Genomic DNA, 18,221 nt, shown 5'->3' on the forward strand with positions numbered 1-18,221 from the left:
GATGAAATTTTTAACGGAATAAAAGACATTTTTCAAAATAGATGAACAATATTCCTTAAATTAAGGTTTACGTTAATATTTAGGTTATGCCTTATTTACAGTTGGCTATTTGTTAATAGCTATGTAGCCATTCATATAAGCTTGGACAGCATTCTATGGTGAGGTTCCTCCCCTCCTACGAGTCTTCAACCTCTATACGGTCTAACGCTCATCTTGCCTTGCAGACCTGCCCTTGTTTGGCATCCTTCTGACAGTCCGTCATGCTAGCAATAGCACTACCCGCTCCCCCAAAGCGGAGAGACTGTGTCGTAGATGCCTGCTTTTCAGAGGAAGGACGGGCAGGCACGGTCTCCCGTCCCTTCAGGTGAAATCTCGGCAGATGCACCTTGCTGAACAACCTAAAAACGCCCCGGACTGGAAAAGAGGGACGCCCCGCCATTGCAGGCTCCGGAAATATCCCTCCCGCAAGCATTAAAAAAATCAATGAGATGACAAATACCCTATGTGGAGCATTGTTTTGTATCATAATATCACCCTAGTCTATATAGAAAATACACCCAGAGAGAGGCTTTATGACTACCGTATTACACTATGAAGCCCTGAAAGAAAGACAACGTAGCCTTCGGCATGATTTCCCCGAAACCATGGGGTTGCGAGTCCACCGTGCTATCAGCTGGATTGGCCGAGCCGAACAGTGCGGAAATGATGAAGATGCCCGCTTCATTTTCCTCTGGATTTCTTTCAATGCCGCTTACGCTGATGAAACCGATTTTCAAGGGACTACCATCGGCGAACGGGCTACCTTCATCAATTTCTTCAATAGGTTGACCCAGCATGACATGAAAGAAAAAACCATCTACACCGCCTTATGGCATCGCTTCTCCGGCCCTATCCGCACCCTCATGAACAACCACTATATATTCCATCAGTTCTGGCAACATCAGAATGGTATGGAGGGCTTTGAAAACTGGGAAGAGACATTCCAGACATCCACGCGGTCATTCCAACAAGCCTTTCAGGATGGCAATGTCCCCAAAGTTCTCCGTTTCGTCTTCGATCGCCTCTATGTTCTACGCAACCAACTGGTACATGGTGGGGCGACGTGGAACAGTAGCATCAACCGTCACCAAGTACGTGATGGAGCCGCCATCCTCGCCTTTCTCATGCCCCTTTTCGTGCAAATCATGATGGCTAACCCTCACGAAGACTGGGGCCGCCCCTTCTATCCGGTCGTAGATTAACAACACAGACCATCAAGCGAAGGTAGTCAGGTATAATCAAAAATAATCTGGCACTTCGCTTGAGATAGAATACTACTGAGTGCCGCTGTTGATGCTTCAGATGCGTCTGTAATGATGAGATAACAACCCGGCTTAACATATTGAGCCAATGTTATAATCTCCGAGGCACTATAAACAGAAGCCGAAACCTTTATTCCTGCGCCCCGTTGAGCCAAGGTCATGATTTCTGAAATAGATTTGCGTGGCATCACGCACTCCTTATCTCTAAATATAAGAATTTTTTCGTACGACACTAGGAAATCATCACTCAAGAAATCTCCCTTCCGTTACCGTAGATGACTATACGCCTCTCTACCCCAAAGTCTCTACCCTAAAACGAGGCTGTTACTGCCACCTATGACCATTTCTGACGTAACAACGAGCTAAATCTCATCACTATTCCTTTCATACCCCATACCAACATATAAGAAGCTATTACTATGTATGCACTCTATGCAGCCGTGTTAATCACCTAACGGGCAATCTTCGTACTTAACGCCATTATACAAGGCCAAGAAACTTGAAAAAACAACACGTTAACGCTTATGTAGAAGCACTAACCGTTAAATAGACATAACAGCTATAAACTAAGGAGAGCGTATTATGAGAAAAGAAAAACTGGCCGACATTATAAAACTTGCCCGCCGCCTCTCTGTCTCCGCTGAGGGCATGACCCTAGATGAAATAGCCAGCTATATGCAGGTCAGTCGCCGCACAGCCGAGCGCATCCGCGATGTTCTTCAAGAAGCATTTCCCGGTATGGATGTCCTAACAGATGGGCCCAAGCACCGCTTCCGCTTGCCTGCCGGTATCATGGACCGTTTTATGAACACACCAACTGCCGATGAGATGGCCGCCCTGCAACATGCAGCAACATCACTTGAGAGACAGAATGCCACAGGACGGGCCCTTCTCCTCTCCGAACTTTACAACAAAATTGAGAGCATGCTTCGCCCACCAGCCCGCACCCGTCTCGCACCAGACATCAATGCGCTTGTACTGGCAGAAGGCGATGCTATGCAGGCTGGCCCTCGCCCTACGGCTGATGCGCCCCTTCTAAGCACAATCCGCCATGCCCTAAAAGCAGGACATGCTCTGCATTTTACCTATCAATCTACCCAAAATGCAAAAAAGCGTACTGTTTCACCTTGGGGACTTCTATACGGTAAAGCCTATTACCTAGTCGGCCCCATGCAGGGCGTGGAAACCCCGGTCCTCTGGAGGCTAGACCGCCTCCAAGATGTAACAGAAGCAGGACTAGCTACCCTTCCCCCAGAAAACTGGTCCTTACAAGACTTTGCCAACCGTTCCTTTGGGGTATGGCAGAACAAGCAATATGACGTTGCTCTCCGCTTCTCACCCACCGCCGCCGCCGACGCCCGCCGTTTTCTCTTTCATCCCAGCCAAACCGTAACGGACGAAAAAGACGGTAGCCTACACGTCACCTTTACGGCCAGCGGACTACACGAAATGGCCTATCACCTCTTCACATGGGGCAAGGAAGTCACCATCCTCGCCCCTACTGAACTTAGGACAATCCTGCTAGAGATGTGTCAAGCAATCCTAGATAACGGTACTACTTGAAGACAATCACTTAAACTCTGAAGAAATCCTCAAGGAAAACTTTCAGACTTTTCCTCTGATCATCAACATCACCGGCGATTTGCCAAGAGAATACGCTACCCCTTTGACAATCATACAAAAACCACGCTCCCGCCCCATTACTGACCAAAGGTAACATCAAAGGTGGATAATCAGGGAGCAGTCGTAGCTTCTGCAACGCATTCCCGATGTTCAAATAATAATCTTTGGGGACCCCTAAACCATAGAACTCTTTCCCATCAAGATAGATAGTACCCATACATCTAAGATAATCTTTATAGTCATTATCAAAAGAAAATCCGATAATATGCTCAGAATTTTCAATATCACTATCACTAGATGTGGTAAAAATAGCACCCTTTTCGAGCAGGGTTTTTTTTACATTTTCCACAATACATTCCTCTCAGACAAAAATATCAGTTTATCACAAAGACTTTGTTCTATCCTGCCAATACTCATGTGTATTACGGCCAAAGTCTCTGATATCAGAGACAACACCAGTCTCCTGACGAAACAAATTCACTGCTGTATTTACGTTACTCATAATAGAATTTGTCACTTCAGCATACGGAGCATCTGACTTCTGCCCGATCTGATGCAATTCTACGACTTCTCCTGTTGGCGTTAATGGCGGAAGACCACGTTCCATACGCTCAGCATTTGTCCAGTTACGCACCGGATCAACCTGCTGCATGTCGATATCGGGCCGCACAAGAGCTATAGCGTCACCCACCTTGGCACCCTTTAGCCCTTCTTCTGCGTAAACACTCGCTTCACCTATCCCCGAAAGAGATATGATAATGCTACCAATCATCGTCTTATCCAAGCCTAACGCCTGCACAATAGCTCCGGCTTCCTGTGCTGTAACCTTAATCTCGTGCTTAACAGCCTCAATCTCAGCTTTAAAAGCATCTGGAATTGACTCACCGTCCAAAACACGCAAGGCTGTACCGACTACACTACCACCAAGCATCCCCCCCATGATGCCACCTTCCGGTCCTCCCACCATGGTGCCCAAAATTGCCCCTGCGGCCATACCACCATATCGCCCCCAAGAACCATCTGAAACATGTGTCTCTTGAGTCTCTTGAGTCTCTTGAGTCTCTCGAATACTACTCTGATTATTATTCATCATGCTACCGCTCCATCCTGACTAATGTAACCTCTCCACCGGGCACAAGTGGCGGTACGATCTACGTTATCAACCCCTGCCCAGTCGACCAACAAAAAAGAAGTCAACTGTCTCTGTGTTGTCCCAGGCAGTCTAAAATGCCGCTGAATTAATCTACCTACGGCAACATCCAAGTCTTGCTCAGACTGTTTTCGCCCAGCAATCAAAGCGATCTGGCGGCGTAACCCCACTATATCGGTTACAAGCTTTGCCAAAAGATAATTCTCAACTTCTGAAGACCGTGGCATTTCAGAAAAAGTCCCTGCCTCATATCGTCGTATATAAGACATCAATTTCTGACTAATCGCTTCATCAGGCCACCTTTGTGCCTGTTTCTCCAGAGCGGTGATATCCGGCTTACTCGCCATATTTGTCCATGGCCACATGAGAAACTTAATAGCGGCGGACTGAAAGGCTTTAACCTCCAAACTTGTCAACTTAGCCTTACCAGTTACCACCATTGGCTTGGATAACGTTTCTTCATCAAAACGATCCATATGGCACAACACAGCTTGCAACCACCCTGACTGCCTAACAACGGCTACACCGTTCTCCAACCGTGCCATTTCTTTGATCTGCTCATCATTTAAACCAATAGAGGCTCCCAACACACGGCGATCTTCCTCATCTGGCAAACGAAGAGCAATCTTCGTGCCTGTATTCCGAATAGCAGCGCGATGAACCGCTTGTGGAGACTGGTCAACGATGACAAAACCTTCACCGTAGGTTCTCATCTCTGCAATAGCATCTGTAATCATCTCAACAGATTTACCAATTACACCCCCCTGCTGCTCATCACCTCCTTGCGTTGCACCAGCACGCAAAAGATTATGGGCCTCTTCCAGCACAGTGACATGACGCAAAGGTGCATTCATCTCCCCCTGAGCCTGTCGGTATTCCACTAGCCGCATGACCAACATTCCCATGATGAGAGACCTTGTTTCAGCGGACCCAACACGGCTAAGGTCTACAAGGGCGGCTTTATCAAACAGGACTTCATCACCTGTCTCATCTGCTACAAAAATTCTGCCACTAAATCCACTTGTCAAAGACCTAACACGGGTACAAAGGGCCCCTGTATATTCGGCTTGTAAACGCTCACCGTACCCTGCTGCGGCAATCACATCTTCCAAGGCGGCAAGCAGCATCACAAAATCAGGATAAGCGGGATCACCATCACCCAGATAAACTGATGCCTCTACATTCCAGCCTGCTCGCTCATAAGCGACAATAACAGCCTCTTTCAACAAAATCGGCATAGCATTATAGAGCGGCCAGCAAACGCAGAATATCCCCGTTAAGCGGTCGATATGCTCCAACAAGGACAACTCTTTCGGGCAACGGAATGGATTTAATTTTAACCCATTCGCCCGTCCTGTCCCAGCATCATAGCAATTGACCTGCTCATACCCACCGAAAACCTGAGCATACTCCCCCTTAGCAGGCTCCACGACCAGAAAAGGAATCCCTGCTTCAAGCAATTGGTGCAACATAAGATACAGCGTATTGCTCTTGCCGGACCCCGTGGTGCCAGCCACAAAGGCATGTGTTCTCAACTGTTCCCGGTCGAGCCATATCTTTTGTGGCATATCCTCCCATAGGTGACGGATACAACCAAGCTTCAGAGCGGTCTGCCCCCGCCCTCTCCGCTGGTCGGACATCGTGCCATCAACATGCTGTATAGAACGCCCAAAAGGTTCAGCCTGCAATACGGGCAGGGTGGAGGCCGAGCGTCTCGGCAGACTCAACATCATAGCAGCTTCACGTGTGCTTACTATGGTAGCCGGTGAAAGACAGTTGCCCACATTCCCGTTCATCCCAGGAAGAGCCTGAGCACTCAGACGAGGATGATGAAAATCCCCTAACCACTTGCGCGGCAATTCAGCCGCTGCACCACTCCATGTAGTAATGGCATGAGTATCTTTACCAGAAGCTACCCCGCGCATCAGCCCTATGTAGGTACTCGCCAAGCTTTCCGAAACAGCCGGCGTATCCGCCACAAAATAAGCAGCCGCATTCCAACCACCATAAGAATGAGCTTCATCAAGCCGTTCAAGACGATAATCAATCGTTTTCAAAAATTGTTCGGCACTCTTGTTCTGCTGCTCGAATGTATGAGTGATGCCACGATTAACACCATCTGTTGTAGTATTCCCCTCACTTGTGGAAGTACCACCGGTTTTAGCCCAGGATGTAGAGGAATTAGTCCCACGACTCTCCCCCCAGCTCTCACTCTTCGTATCCGTCTTATGCGGAGCAATAGACGAACCCAGAATGTTCCCTATCTCTCCCGCACCGATGCCAGCTACAACCTCCCTAAGTAGACCGCCACCCGGTACCATGGCATCAGCCAGAACACCTAGCCCTGCTGCTAGTCCTGTCGTCAGACCACGAACAACAACACGCCCTCTAGAATCCTCGGTCGTGCCTGTACTTCCACCTATATTGGAAGTATGGTTCTCCCCCTCAGTAACCGTTTCAGAAAAACCCTCATTTATTGATTTTGTTAAGCTTTCTGCAACAGAGTGACTTTCCGACTGGTTATAAGCCGTTGTCGTCTTAACCAGAGGTGAGATTAGAGTCGCAAGACGCTCACAACTCGACCTCAGGACGCTCAGCTCTCCTGGCGATACTGGATCAGCCAATATTAACGCCTGATAGCGTTTCCCTTCTGCAGCATCAATAAAATGTTCCAACCCCTGAATAAACATGGATCGGTCCTCACTCGAGAGCCCAGGAACACTAGTTACCGCCGTCACGCTCCCCCATGAGTCCATCACCATCGTACCACACAAGGAGGCCGAGATCATCTTGGTGGCATCGCCATCCTGCTTTTCTAACTGGCTACCCGGGAAATGACCACGGAACACCTCCTGCAACAATGCGCCATGCTGCTCCCCAATGCCGGCACCAGATGCCCCACGTACACCAATGTACAGGTTCGTTTCCTGCCCTGTAGAATAAAGATAGAAAAAAATAGAACTCTTTACGGCACCAAGTGTAGCGTAGGCTGCTGTCGCACTCTCCAACACAGCCTCCCGGTTCTCCTGCACAAGGCGAGTAACCCGGAACAAACGTACATCACCGCCTAGAGTAAATCCTTCTTCATCTTTGAGCTGCGGACGCAGAACTGTGCAGCTGCCTAGCTGGGGCAAATAGTCCTGAGTGACAACGGACTTTGCCAGAGACAAATTACGTTCCGCTCTTTCCCGAGCCACAGCTAGTGTCTGATCAATCATATTCTGCTCCTGCAGCATTATCATTTTTCATCAAAGGCAGATTTGCGCCCGTTTATGGGGCAGAATGCACATACATATACGCAGCCACACCACCTACAACCAAAAGCAGCGCTACTCCCCCAACCAGCAAGACCTTAGTCAGGCCGCAGTCGTTTGGGGATACACTCGAACCACAGCCAAAAGGGCCAGTTCTTCCCTTTCCTGTCTGGGGGGATTGGGATGCCTTGACCTTCTCAGCAACAGGAAGCTGCCCTGTTTTGCGCAGCCGATCCCGAAGTTCAATCAACGCCCTGTAACGTCTCTCCGAGAAATTATCACGCGTCCATGCTGTTTGCTCATACAAATCCTTCTCGACCGGATTTTTTATCTCCGACTCTGGCAACGGATCGGCCAACATGGTCACAGCATAATCTACAAACAAATCATTAGGACGCCGCCTTTTGCACCACGCCAATGTCGTATAGAGATCGGCGGTACTAGTCGCTGGATTATTCAAAATCAACAGCATTGCCATACGTGCGTTGCCAACAGGCTCTTGGCTACTTCCAAAGAGATTTTCAAAATCGACAGGAAGCTGGCCGCGTGTATCCTCCCCTTTAGCCGAAGAGGTCGGCGTCTTAATGAGCTGCGCAGATGAACCAGACCTCGCATTTCCTGTCACAGATGAGGCTGCGGGCGATACCTGCTTCTCCAGCTTGCCAATAGCTTGTAGAATAGCCTGACGCTTTTTCAGCAGAGTTTGTACCTCATTTCCCGGCAAAAAAGAGCCGGGAGCTACACAACCCTTCTTATAACGTTGCCACAGCGGCTCATTCAACATGTCGAGTGACAACTTTTCAGCCGACATCTTGACTTCCCCATCTGAAGACTGGGTAAGCCACTTACGGCGAACCTCAGTATCAGGAAGCGATGTATTCTCAAAATCCTCAAAAAATTGAGACAATGATTCTGCTCTTTCACCCATATTCTTATTCTCCTTTCTCTGTAACATAATCTAATCAAGATTTTTTATTGAGTATTTCGTCCAGACGACCTCTTATTGCACGAATTTCTTCCAGATTTTTCTCTGCTTCGGCTTGTGCCCTAGCTTGTTCGGCTGCATCGCTTTCCCGCTTTTCAATATCCCGGTCCAGCTCATCCAACTTTTCTGGCAAAAGCTTGTTCACACGTTCCTTGAAGAGTTCCACGTAATCAGCACGATACGTTAGAATCTTCTCCTCTGCCCGCGATGTAGCGTCGTCAAAAGTCTCTGAAACATCGAGAGCCCGTTGGTTCCAAACTGCGTTTACGTTACCAACCTTGTAATCATAAACTTCCTTCTCTGAGCCCCAAGAGAACGGATTCCACCATCTGGATGTAGAAACCTTTCGGGCCTCCTTCACGACCTCGCTCGAATCAAGTTTCATATCCATACTAAACGTCACATTTTCCAAAGCACTCCACAATGGACGATTCATCGTGCCATCATCAAGGCCAGCAAATACGGCTTTTATCTTCTCAGCATAAAAAGATTCCAGCTCAGCCGCAATCTGTTGGTTTGAGTCCTCCATACAGCCATTGAGAAAGGCTAAATAAGTCTGAAAATAGCCTTTAAATTCTCTCATAAGAGAATTTAACTCGCTATTGACCCGACTAACATCATCAAGCCCGGTCAGGCGCCTCCCAGCCGTATTAAGAAACATTTCACGCTCAGTCCGTTTTTCCTGAATCGCCTTCACAAAAACTTGAGGGAGCTCTTCACGCTGTTTCAGCTCATCAAGAAAAGACTGACTTTCCCATACCTTCGTAGACTCGTTCCGCAACCGCTCCACAGCGTTCCGAATCTTCTTTATTTTTTCACCACTTTCCGAAATTAACTTTACAAACTGCTCCTCACTCCTTCCAATTTCCAACACTTCCTTTGCAACACTCGCAAGGCGATGCAGTCGGAACGAATAATTATATTTACGAGCATATCCTTTAATAGCTGCTTCCAAAGCAGTAATACCAGACCGGCATGCAAGTTCATTATTTCGATCAATCGCTACAGAGAAAGTAGTCGGGGCCTTCTCACTCAGATCAATACCCGGCCAATTACTCTCCGGATCCGGCAGGAAAGTCGTCTCCATACCAGTTAAATCGCCTTTTTCCTGACGCGTGAAACTACTAACTGGATTGGCCTTCTTTCGTGACAACAAGGCTAAGCGGGCTGATACAGGATAAATAAAGGGACTCTCAATACCAACACCTTCCAAATAATCGCGGCACTGTCCCAATATTCTATCAATGTCCTCCCCTTTTTCTGGATCAAAAGCGTCTGCTTTATTCAGAACGAAAAGGAACCGGTCTCGTGCCTGTGGATCGTCCTTTATGACCCTTCCAATCTCCTCCAATAATCTCCTATCATCATTAATACCCATCTGTTCAGAATTAAGAACATATAGAATAAGAGGTTTCTTTTTATTATCTTTTATCTTTGCCATGGTAATAACACCATGACTCTCATCACGGCTGTTATTAGGACCAGGTGTGTCCGTAAGAACAACATTAAGGTTCTTCTCATCCATCACGAAAGGAAGAGGCCCCTCCAACGAAATCGTATCTACCTGCTGATGACGATTCCACTTTCCCATCGTCTCAAGAGTGACATTCTCAGGACCGCCCATCTTTTTAGCATCGGAAGCACCCGGCGTGCCACGATAGGCCGTACCTGCATAAGATGCCCTCGGCACATTCTTAATTTCCGTTATGACAGCCGTTGTCGCCTCATTGGCAGACGGCATTAACTCTTTGTGCAAAAAGGCATTAATGAGAGTCGACTTGCCAGAAGACATAGTAGCGACAACATAAATATCAAACCTATCCCCTAGAGCTTCATCAATTTTTGCCTTTTTATCTGGATGTTCCTCCAATAACTTTTTAAAAAATAGTCTATCATATTGCTCATCAAGCCAATTCCTAAATTCCCCGAACTTCTCCTGCGGGGACGGCATGGCCTTATACTGCTTAAAAGTAATCTTAAAGCCCTGCTCATTCGCTTGGCGAACCATCTTCTCGACATCTTGTAGGTCGGACTCTGTTCCTGCGAATGTCAAATCAATGACATTCTCCCCTTGGTAGCGCTGCTTTAGCTCACCAGGCAGTTTATGGATCCACGTCTGAAGCATCTTCTGGCTCAGTACTGCTAGCTCGTTCGGCTTCTCAAGCTTTTTCCCATTTACCTCAATGGATCGATTATCTGGGCTAACTGGGTCATAAACCAAAGAAACATCAAGCATTAGATCACACAGCCATTACTAGAAAGATTAACCGGACAATAAGAACGCTAGGACCGAAAAAAAATCTTGGCAAGTCCATTTATCAGACCATACCTATAATCATATTACGTCATTTCCGGTCGCACATAACGACATGGGTGGAAATAAAAGATATATAAATAAATTTAAAATTTTTGTTTAAAATATTATCATTAGTAATGATCAAGAAAGGCAGAATAACATGAAATTTTCTCTATCCTTAGATGGGTATTGTGCAACAAGGATGGCAGAATGGCTCCCAGACGCCCATACATAAGAAGCGCAAGTGTCTGCTGGACTATAGCCAATGAGTTGAACGGCCCTAATAACCGTTACTGGACATGCCGCCCCGTCACAGTACCGGCCTATTTCTTTAACTAAACAATCAATCTTAAGGAATGATCATGCCAACACAGTTCTCACGCCGCAGGAAACCACTCTACACCCTTCTTGCCTTTGCACTGTCAGCCCTCTCATCTAGCGCGAGCTATGCGGCGTCTACAATTCGGGATGTCCGTGATACAGTCCAAGCCATTCCCGTCAAACTAGATGCAGAAGCGCAAGTACCCATCAAAAAAGGGGAGGTCCTTCAACTCCTCAAGCTCTATCACGACAACGCTAATGCATGGTCATGGAACGAATATCTCGCCTTTGAACCCTGCCCCCGCAATGCGACCCTTCGCTGTGCTGTGCCTTTCCAAGATACACAAGGGAAAGAGTACACCCTGAAAGATGCCCTTCATAACGAAGAAGATGCGCTAACCACCATCGGGTTTTACAGAGTAGAGAGCAGCCAAGGCCGTTGGAATCTCTTCATGATCCGCATGGAACGGCCGCTAGGTGATTCAACCTATGCGAAAACAGAGACAACAGCCCATATCAGCCTGTTCAAACTAGCTCCGCAAGCATCGGATGTCGCCATGCCAGAGAATAACTACTTTGAAGAAATCGCCACCCTTCCCATGGGCGGCTACTGCAATAGCACCGTGGCCCTCAGCACATTCCTCAACCAGCCCCTTCCCCCCGGGGTCGCACCCGATGGCTGCATGCAAGGCCAGTGAGATCATCTCCCCCTCCCATAACTACGGAGGGGGGCAGCAACCTCACGGAGCAATATTAGAATCAATCGGACTATTCATACGGTTAATCGTATCGGGACTGAGCTTGCGGATGCCAGCCAGATACTGAGATAGAATATTCGCACGGTCAGGCTGCATGTTGCCAATGACATCCGAAATCCGGCGAGGAATCATATGCTGTGCCACGGGAACAAGCACCCTCATGTCCAGAATATTGAACATGGCAGCAGCATCACGAGGTGGCATCTGCTCATAAATATGAGCCAACCGGGCAATGCTCTGCTCTACATCCTGCCGACGCTGTTCCTGCTGGGCTGAAAGTTCGGACGCATTCCGACCCAACGCCTGTAACTTCTCATCCAGCTCCTTCTGTTGCTGCTCAAGAGCCTTCTGCTGCTGCTGGAAACTCTCTTCCTGCCCCTGTACGGCCCGCCGATGAGTAGCCAATTCTCCACTTAGCCCCTGTTCAGCCAAACGAACACGGGAGTCCGGCTGCTCCTCGTCAACTTGACCCGTAGCGGGGTCATCATCTGCCAGACCATTGGCGGGCGTCCATCCCTGAAGATGATTCATGAAAAGACGCTGCTTGCTCGGCCGCAGACTCTCAGGTGCCTTCACACCGGCAGGGGCAGGCGTTACAGGCGCAGCTTTTGCGCCCGTACCATGAGGGGAAGCCTCCCCCGATTTACTAGAAGGCGCCTCACTCTGAGCAGAGGGAGTGCTAATCTGCGCCGCAAGAGAATGGAGGTTCAACGCCAGCAGCACCGTCATCAGGCAAGAGGCGAGATTGGTGATCTTGCTCAGCGAAAATCCGGGTTTTCTCATGGGTCTGACAGTCCCTCTCATGACGTTTCCCCTCAATCCTTCATCAGATTGATAGCCCGCGCCAACATGGACCGGGTAACCTGCATGGTATTGAGATTGGCCTCGTAAGAATGTTGGGCATCGTGGCTATCCATAATCTCAACGATAGAGCTGACATTGGGCATCTTCACATACCCCTGCTCATTGGCAGCCGGATGGGCGGGGTCATACCGCATCTGAAAGTCAGACTGATCCTCCCCGACAGACCGTACCGCCACGCTGGAGACGCCACTGGCACGGTCTAACGCTTCTCGGAAGGTTACTGTTTTACGGCGATACGGGTCAGCACCAGGGGAAGACCCTGTTGTCTCTGCGTTGGCAAGATTTTCGGCAGCAACACGCAAGCGGGCTGTCTGTGCTCGCATCCCGGCGGCTGAAACACCAATTGTATCGGAAAAATCCATTCTATCCTCCTCTCTCCTGTCCCGCTTTGCCCGCCCGGGCCTTACTGTCCGCCGCCACCTGCACCAAGAGCCATGCCGTAAAGCCCCATGTATCGGCCATAAACAGTAGTGGCGAAACGCTGCTGATCACTCGTCTGGGCAATCTTCCCCAGCTCGTCCTCCAGCACTACACGGTTACCGTCTAGCGAGGCCCGCCCGCCCTGCTTGCGGGCATGCGTCTCCCCCGCAGGCCCCAACATATGCCCCGGCTGCGTGCGCTTCAGTGCTATGGTATGGGCATTCTCCAAAACACCTTGAAACGGCGATACATCCTTAGGGCTGTAATGGGGCGTATTGGCATTGGCCACATTACCCGCCAGCACGGATTCACGGTTCTGAAGCCAGCTCATCCGCCGTTCCGCCAGATTTAGAAGGTCCGTTCCGCCTGTATGCGTCATGCTCATCTCACTTCACTCCTGCTTCGTGGGTTCACGGGGCCTGCTGTACAGACACAAGAAGACGGAACATCCGCCCGGCATCACCCTCAAAAGGCCGATCTCCTACACGGTTGCGTATCCATTCCAATGCTCCCGCATCCCCAGCACGGGAGGCATCCGAGGCAAAACGGAGGGCAAGAAGCTGCTGGTCCACCGTCAACTCTCCCTGTGGCGGCAAAAGCTGCTCCGCCATGCTGCGCAGGTCTGTAATGGCAGGGGACCATTCTTCCCGGTTCTCATGGATATGCGCCCGCATATCCGCCGCTTGCGGGTCCTGATCCGCCCCCAGCAGATACAGGGCCACTTCCGGCTTGCCCGAGGCCGCTGCCATACTGGCCATAAGGCGGGTCCGTCTAGCAGTTTCCTGTGCAGGCAGAGACGTATTGCCTGTGCTTGCCAGTATGTCAGAAGCCTTATCAAACAGGCCTCGCCTGATTTCATTCTCGGCCAAAGCATCCCCGGCTGCGGCTTTGTCCTGTGGGTTTGTCATCATGGGGATGGCCGTACTCATGGCGTCTCCGGCCTGTTCATCCAGCCCCAACCTGCCTAGCAGCTTACCGTAAGCCAACAGCAGGTCCCCTTTCTTCGCACTAGCGGGCAAGTCCGGCATATGCGCCCTAAGAAGAGCAGCCTCATGCAGCAAGGTAGCTTCATCTTGCGGTGTAACCTTGTGCCCTGCACCTGCCGGCTCGGACAGTCCCTGCACAACACCGGAAAGTGCAGCGGACAGCAGGGCTTGCATACGGGCTTCATCGTGTGGTGGGGGGGCCTGTCGAGCCTGATCCAACGCCTGAATCGCTGGCTCCCACTGATGCGCCCGTATATCGGCCCCGGCCCGCAACATATTCACAATACCGTCCCGGCCAGACAAACGAGCATCCGGCAACAGGGAGGCATATTGCCGGGCAGCTTTCTCGGCAGAAAGATGACCATCCCGGAAGCTCAGAGCCACACCCTCTTCCATAGCTTTCTCGGCAATGACGGGATCATGATCCACCGAAAGTGCTTCCAGAAGGCTAGTGGCCTTTTTCTCGTCACCATCACGCAACGCCCGCACCGCCTGAATGAAGCGGAACTTGCTGTCTTCCGGCAGATGGTTCAGGGCTTCACGCTCTTCTGGCGTTCCACGGCGCGCGATAAGTTCTGCCGCCACAGGCAATAAGGACGACCGCAATGGTTCGGGATAATTCAACAAGCGGGGCATATCCCGGGCCAGCAAACGAGTAGCATCACTGGCTTTCTCGCCAGAAAGAGCCTCATACAAGCCCTGCCACAGTTTCGTAGCCCGCATGGCCTGCTCCGGCCATTCCTGTACCAACTGAGCCGCAGCGTTCATCTGGCCCGTCAGCAGGTCAGTCGCTGCCAGAAAAAACCGTATATCCGGACGAAACGCCTCTTCTGGGTCATCCTCCAAGGCTACATCCATGATGGCCCGTGCATCCGGAAAAGCACCGACACCCAAGGCAGCCTGCGCCGCTTCTAGCCGTTTCCTAAAACGATCTTTTGGGGATGAATCTGCTGCAGCCACAAGAGCCTGACGGTAACGCTCCTGCGCTTGCGATGCTGTCAGATGTTTCAGGCCAAGCCAGTTCAAGTCCACATCACTGGCATAGACAGCTCTGTCCATATCCGCCAACGGGCGGTCATCAGCCCGTTGGAGCAGGTCTCCCTGCATGATGGCCCGCATGACCACCTGCGGCGGCTCATGTTGGGCAATCACGACACCTTCCAGAGATGGCCAGACGTCATAATCCTTGCCTTTACGCAAAGAAAGCAGACCACCATCATCCAGAGCGGTCGTCCCCACGACCAGCGGTGTTCCTGATGCCGGGTCCTTAATAGAAAAGACACGCCCTGGACGCCGCATGGGGAAAAGCAACCCATTCCCCCGTGGTTGAGGAGTAATTTCTGGTCTATCTGTATAATCCATGCCAGGTGGCGGCTGATCGCCCAACACCCATCCATCACTCTGCTGAGAAAGATAAAGCTGGCGTGTATCTGGCACGGGTAGGCTGATCATTGTTAGGTCCGGCAGCGTTGTCACACCCAACCGGGAAAATATACCATCCCCATGCAGGGCTGAGACATCCATGGGCTGGCGGGCATCCACCAAAATGATGAAACGATCCCCACTCTGATAAGCCGCAATACCCATCTGCTCGGGAACAGGAAGTAAAACCCTATTACGAGACGACACGGAAGCAGCCGGCTCATTACCTACCGTCTGAGAGACGTGACTGGATTCTGTGCCACGAGGCCCGGCTGCGCTGGCCTGCTCCCGACCCGCTTCTTCCAGAAACTGATTAAGGGACTGATCCTTGTGGTCTGCTGGAGCGGCTGGGTCCTGCTTCTTCGCAACAGCCCCTCCCTGTGCAGCTCCCACGCCTAAAACATGCGCCCCCCACCCCGAAGGCACCCCCTGAAGAAGGGGATCACCCGGTTTTACGTGATCCTGCACATGTAGAGACGATGAATCTGGCTTATTTGGTTGCGCCTGCTTCTGCATCACATGCGGGCGATTATGATGGGCACTCACAGGAGCCCGCTTATGGTCTGCTACAGGCTTCGGAGATGGGGACTTAACTGAGGCAGCATCCATAAAAGAGGACGCCCCGGACGTGGTCTGCTCTGCCAGAGCCGTGCCACATAGCAACCATGACGAACCACCAGATACAGCCCCGCCAAGTATGATCAGACTGGCAACACCATAGCCAGCCCTGCGCCAGATTCCATCTCCCGCCATGGCTCTAGAGACAGCCTTATGAACAGCGCATAGCATGGTGCCACATTCCCCCGTGGTGCTTGATCCGTTTCCGCAATCCCCTACGTCATGCGGAATGCCAAAGGCTCCGCATGACGCAACCGGCCATTAGGCCAGCAAATTAACAAAACTAGCTGTGGCGGAGTTTTTGCGGACCCCCTTGGCACTAGGAACGACCTGACCGGTCGCATCAAACTGCATGGAAGCCTCAGCCCCATTGCTGCGATGGGACGAAAGCTGCACACGGGCGGCTTTCTCCGACATGGCCGCCTTGCGCATCTCATTCGCCTGCTGAACTGTTTTAAGCCGCATGGCTGTGCCGATTTCGGAAGCTACTGATGTATCCGACATGATCTTTCCTCCCTGATATTTCATTCTGTATCGCTCTAACCGCCCCTCCTGATACCGAATACAAAAAGAAAAACAAAGCCATTTGCATACATATATGTGAAAATAACCTTACATAAACCTTATGTTAAGATAAAAAACATGGCGCTATCAAGGTGAAGATATTACAAACATGCCATTAACCCATGAAGAAAAAGGAGGTTAGAATCAGCCATGTCTCTATCCAGCATTACCAGTTCCGCAGCGCACAATTTTGATGCCGGACAGGCCTATGGGCGTGCGCAGCAACTCAGCCAATCCAGCAATTCCACCAGTAGCGCACTCGCAAGCGAGGGCGACAATACCGATGCGGTCTCCAGCTTTAGCTCTGTTCTCAACAATGCCATCCAGGGGGCCATCAACACAGGTAAGGTTGCTGAAAGCCAGACAGCTCAAGCCCTTTCTGGCAAAGGCAACATGTCCGACGTCGTAGCCTCTGTGGAGGAAGCCAAACTGACCCTCCAGACCGTCACGACCCTGCGGGACCGGTTCGTCAGTGCTTATCAGGATGTCATGCGGATGTCGGTCTGACCGATACAACAAAAACAGGAGGACAGTTCATGGGACACGCTGTTGATGTTCAGGAAGTCCTGCGTCAGACGCTTCTTGTTGCCGTCAAGCTGGGGGCTCCTTCTCTACTAGCCTCCCTGCTGGCGGGGCTTTGTGTATCCCTCTTCCAAGCCATGACACAGATTAGTGAAGCTACGCTGTCCTTCGTGCCGAAATTCATTGCCGCCACAGCCACACTAATCCTGACAGCCTCCTTCATGCATGCCACTATTCATGCCTATGCCGAAATGATCTTTGACCAGCTCATCAAGGCTGGGGGCGTCTGAATGTTATCCCTCTCCGACTTCTTCGGTTCGCCTGATCTAACAGCGCCGCATGGCTCATTACCTGTGCTGACAGGTATGTTTGCCATCATTCTCTGCCGGGTCAGTGCCGTTGTCATGCTGGCACCGGGATTAGGAGAGAGTGGTGCCCCGGCACGGGTGCGGGCTGGCCTCTGCTTAATGATCACGCTGGCACTGTTACCCGTACTCCAAAGCCGGCTGACGGCTGTATCGGGGGAGGCATTGCGGATGCCTGCCATGGCCCTCAAACTGATTGCAGGAGAGCTGCTCTGCGGCTTCTTCCTTGGGGCTCTGGCCCGGCTACTCACCATGTCTCTCGCCATTGCAGGGCAGATCATTGCCGTTTTTACTGGCATGGCCAGTGTCATCCAGACCGATAACCAGCTTGGGGCCTCCAGCACAGCAGTTAGCCACATGACAAGTGCTCTGGTGCCCATCATTCTCTTTTCCACTGGCCTCTATGCTTTTCCGCTTCTGGCTCTTTCTGGATCTTATACACTCTTCCCAGCGGGGCATGTAACAGCCATGATCATCGGGGATATGGCCATAGATATTACCCGGGCTATCAGCACCAGTTTTCTCATCGCCATGCAATTAGCCGCCCCCTATTTGCTACTCGGGACACTCTGGCCGGCTATGTTGGGTGTGCTGAACCGCCTCATGCCCTCCATACAGGTTTATTCTCTCGCTATTCCGGCCCAGATTCTGGGGGGAATCCTACTCATGGCCCTTCTGATCCAGATTCTGACAGGCACATGGACAGAAAAAATGCAGCTTTACCTTTCCACACTCCCCGGCCTCATGGCCCCCACCACACCCCCCGCCTAAC

Annotated in this window: 18 protein-coding genes; 6 read left to right on the forward strand and 12 right to left on the reverse strand. The window is 50.7% G+C overall.

What is annotated here, in order from left to right; translation table 11 throughout:
• Positions 1–208: 208 nt before the first annotated feature.
• The gene (locus CPA57_RS06100; RefSeq protein ID WP_182081955.1) at positions 209–346 is read right to left on the reverse strand and encodes a hypothetical protein; all 138 of its coding nucleotides are present in this window, start codon (positions 344–346) and stop codon (positions 209–211) included.
• A gap of 226 nt (positions 347–572) precedes the next feature.
• Between CPA57_RS06100 and CPA57_RS06105 the strand changes: the two genes are divergently transcribed.
• Positions 573–1,241, forward strand: coding sequence for a HEPN domain-containing protein (locus CPA57_RS06105; protein WP_229709298.1), 669 nt, complete (start codon positions 573–575; stop codon positions 1,239–1,241).
• 26 nt (positions 1,242–1,267) lie between these two features.
• Here the strand turns inward: CPA57_RS06105 and CPA57_RS06110 are convergent, their stop codons facing one another.
• Positions 1,268–1,552: a hypothetical protein gene (locus CPA57_RS06110; protein WP_182081956.1), complete on the reverse strand. Its 285-nt coding sequence runs from the start codon at positions 1,550–1,552 to the stop codon at positions 1,268–1,270.
• Between the two features lie 331 nt (positions 1,553–1,883).
• Between CPA57_RS06110 and CPA57_RS06115 the strand changes: the two genes are divergently transcribed.
• Positions 1,884–2,864 (forward strand): helix-turn-helix transcriptional regulator, encoded by a 981-nt coding sequence (locus CPA57_RS06115; protein ID WP_182081957.1) that lies wholly within the window; start codon positions 1,884–1,886, stop codon positions 2,862–2,864.
• A gap of 10 nt (positions 2,865–2,874) precedes the next feature.
• On the opposite strand, the gene CPA57_RS06120 is transcribed toward CPA57_RS06115, so the two are convergent.
• From CPA57_RS06120 to CPA57_RS06140, 5 genes are read right to left on the reverse strand one after another with little or no spacing between them, the layout of a single operon-like run.
• Positions 2,875–3,273 (reverse strand): SMI1/KNR4 family protein, encoded by a 399-nt coding sequence (locus CPA57_RS06120; protein WP_182081958.1) that lies wholly within the window; start codon positions 3,271–3,273, stop codon positions 2,875–2,877.
• 33 nt (positions 3,274–3,306) lie between these two features.
• Positions 3,307–4,017, reverse strand: coding sequence for an HNH/ENDO VII family nuclease (locus CPA57_RS06125; RefSeq protein WP_182081959.1), 711 nt, complete (start codon positions 4,015–4,017; stop codon positions 3,307–3,309).
• Positions 4,014–7,292: an ATP-binding protein gene (locus tag CPA57_RS06130; protein ID WP_182081960.1), complete on the reverse strand. Its 3,279-nt coding sequence runs from the start codon at positions 7,290–7,292 to the stop codon at positions 4,014–4,016. The genes CPA57_RS06125 and CPA57_RS06130 overlap by 4 nt, the downstream gene beginning before the upstream one ends.
• Before the next feature lie 52 nt (positions 7,293–7,344).
• Positions 7,345–8,256, reverse strand: coding sequence for a hypothetical protein (locus CPA57_RS06135; RefSeq protein WP_182081961.1), 912 nt, complete (start codon positions 8,254–8,256; stop codon positions 7,345–7,347).
• Between the two features lie 34 nt (positions 8,257–8,290).
• Positions 8,291–10,549 (reverse strand): dynamin family protein, encoded by a 2,259-nt coding sequence (locus CPA57_RS06140; protein ID WP_182081962.1) that lies wholly within the window; start codon positions 10,547–10,549, stop codon positions 8,291–8,293.
• Positions 10,550–10,971: 422 nt separating this feature from the next.
• Here CPA57_RS06140 and CPA57_RS06145 point away from each other — a divergent pair, with 422 nt between their 5' ends.
• Positions 10,972–11,628, forward strand: a complete 657-nt coding sequence (locus CPA57_RS06145; protein WP_182081963.1) for a hypothetical protein — start codon at positions 10,972–10,974, stop codon at positions 11,626–11,628.
• A 42-nt stretch (positions 11,629–11,670) separates the two neighbouring features.
• Here CPA57_RS06145 and CPA57_RS06150 read toward each other — a convergent pair whose 3' ends face one another.
• From CPA57_RS06150 to CPA57_RS06170, 5 genes are all read right to left on the reverse strand, one after another.
• On the reverse strand, positions 11,671–12,471 hold the full coding sequence (locus CPA57_RS06150; protein ID WP_182081964.1) for a MotE family protein: 801 nt from the start codon (positions 12,469–12,471) through the stop codon (positions 11,671–11,673).
• A gap of 32 nt (positions 12,472–12,503) precedes the next feature.
• The gene (gene flgC / locus CPA57_RS06155; RefSeq protein ID WP_077396152.1) at positions 12,504–12,914 is read right to left on the reverse strand and encodes a flagellar basal body rod protein FlgC; all 411 of its coding nucleotides are present in this window, start codon (positions 12,912–12,914) and stop codon (positions 12,504–12,506) included.
• 41 nt (positions 12,915–12,955) lie between these two features.
• Positions 12,956–13,357, reverse strand: coding sequence for a flagellar basal body rod protein FlgB (locus tag CPA57_RS06160; RefSeq protein WP_182081965.1), 402 nt, complete (start codon positions 13,355–13,357; stop codon positions 12,956–12,958).
• A gap of 25 nt (positions 13,358–13,382) precedes the next feature.
• Positions 13,383–16,133, reverse strand: a complete 2,751-nt coding sequence (locus CPA57_RS06165) for an ATP-binding protein (protein ID WP_182081966.1) — start codon at positions 16,131–16,133, stop codon at positions 13,383–13,385.
• A 126-nt stretch (positions 16,134–16,259) separates the two neighbouring features.
• Complete coding sequence (locus tag CPA57_RS06170; protein ID WP_077396147.1) at positions 16,260–16,502, reverse strand: hypothetical protein; 243 nt, start codon at positions 16,500–16,502, stop codon at positions 16,260–16,262.
• A gap of 210 nt (positions 16,503–16,712) precedes the next feature.
• On the opposite strand from CPA57_RS06170, the gene fliE reads away from it, so the two are divergent.
• Genes fliE through CPA57_RS06185 form a run of 3 tightly spaced genes read left to right on the forward strand, consistent with a single transcriptional unit; the run spans position 16,713 to position 18,220 of the window.
• Entirely contained in the window at positions 16,713–17,069 is a 357-nt protein-coding gene (fliE, locus tag CPA57_RS06175; protein WP_182081967.1) for a flagellar hook-basal body complex protein FliE, read from the forward strand.
• A gap of 29 nt (positions 17,070–17,098) precedes the next feature.
• Positions 17,099–17,374 (forward strand): EscS/YscS/HrcS family type III secretion system export apparatus protein, encoded by a 276-nt coding sequence (locus CPA57_RS06180; RefSeq protein WP_077396143.1) that lies wholly within the window; start codon positions 17,099–17,101, stop codon positions 17,372–17,374.
• Entirely contained in the window at positions 17,375–18,220 is an 846-nt protein-coding gene (locus CPA57_RS06185) for a flagellar biosynthetic protein FliR (protein WP_229709299.1), read from the forward strand.
• The last annotated feature ends 1 nt before the right edge of the window (position 18,221 follow it).

Source organism: Bombella favorum, from assembly GCF_014048475.1.
GTDB lineage: Bacteria > Pseudomonadota > Alphaproteobacteria > Acetobacterales > Acetobacteraceae > Bombella > Bombella favorum.

What these genes read in the sequence shown, in the direction of transcription:
- fliE (WP_182081967.1), top strand. Translation starts at nt 16,713, where the DNA reads ATGTCTCTATCCAGCATTACCAGTTCCGCAGCGCACAATTTTGATGCC.
- CPA57_RS06160 (WP_182081965.1), bottom strand. Translation starts at nt 13,357, where the DNA reads ATGAGCATGACGCATACAGGCGGAACGGACCTTCTAAATCTGGCGGAA.
- CPA57_RS06105 (WP_229709298.1), top strand. Translation starts at nt 573, where the DNA reads ATGACTACCGTATTACACTATGAAGCCCTGAAAGAAAGACAACGTAGC.
- CPA57_RS06145 (WP_182081963.1), top strand. Translation starts at nt 10,972, where the DNA reads ATGCCAACACAGTTCTCACGCCGCAGGAAACCACTCTACACCCTTCTT.
- CPA57_RS06125 (WP_182081959.1), bottom strand. Translation starts at nt 4,017, where the DNA reads ATGATGAATAATAATCAGAGTAGTATTCGAGAGACTCAAGAGACTCAA.
- CPA57_RS06185 (WP_229709299.1), top strand. Translation starts at nt 17,375, where the DNA reads ATGTTATCCCTCTCCGACTTCTTCGGTTCGCCTGATCTAACAGCGCCG.
- flgC (WP_077396152.1), bottom strand. Translation starts at nt 12,914, where the DNA reads ATGGATTTTTCCGATACAATTGGTGTTTCAGCCGCCGGGATGCGAGCA.
- CPA57_RS06150 (WP_182081964.1), bottom strand. Translation starts at nt 12,471, where the DNA reads ATGAGAAAACCCGGATTTTCGCTGAGCAAGATCACCAATCTCGCCTCT.
- CPA57_RS06135 (WP_182081961.1), bottom strand. Translation starts at nt 8,256, where the DNA reads ATGGGTGAAAGAGCAGAATCATTGTCTCAATTTTTTGAGGATTTTGAG.
- CPA57_RS06130 (WP_182081960.1), bottom strand. Translation starts at nt 7,292, where the DNA reads ATGATTGATCAGACACTAGCTGTGGCTCGGGAAAGAGCGGAACGTAAT.
- CPA57_RS06115 (WP_182081957.1), top strand. Translation starts at nt 1,884, where the DNA reads ATGAGAAAAGAAAAACTGGCCGACATTATAAAACTTGCCCGCCGCCTC.
- CPA57_RS06180 (WP_077396143.1), top strand. Translation starts at nt 17,099, where the DNA reads ATGGGACACGCTGTTGATGTTCAGGAAGTCCTGCGTCAGACGCTTCTT.
- CPA57_RS06140 (WP_182081962.1), bottom strand. Translation starts at nt 10,549, where the DNA reads ATGCTTGATGTTTCTTTGGTTTATGACCCAGTTAGCCCAGATAATCGA.
- CPA57_RS06165 (WP_182081966.1), bottom strand. Translation starts at nt 16,133, where the DNA reads ATGGCGGGAGATGGAATCTGGCGCAGGGCTGGCTATGGTGTTGCCAGT.
- CPA57_RS06170 (WP_077396147.1), bottom strand. Translation starts at nt 16,502, where the DNA reads ATGTCGGATACATCAGTAGCTTCCGAAATCGGCACAGCCATGCGGCTT.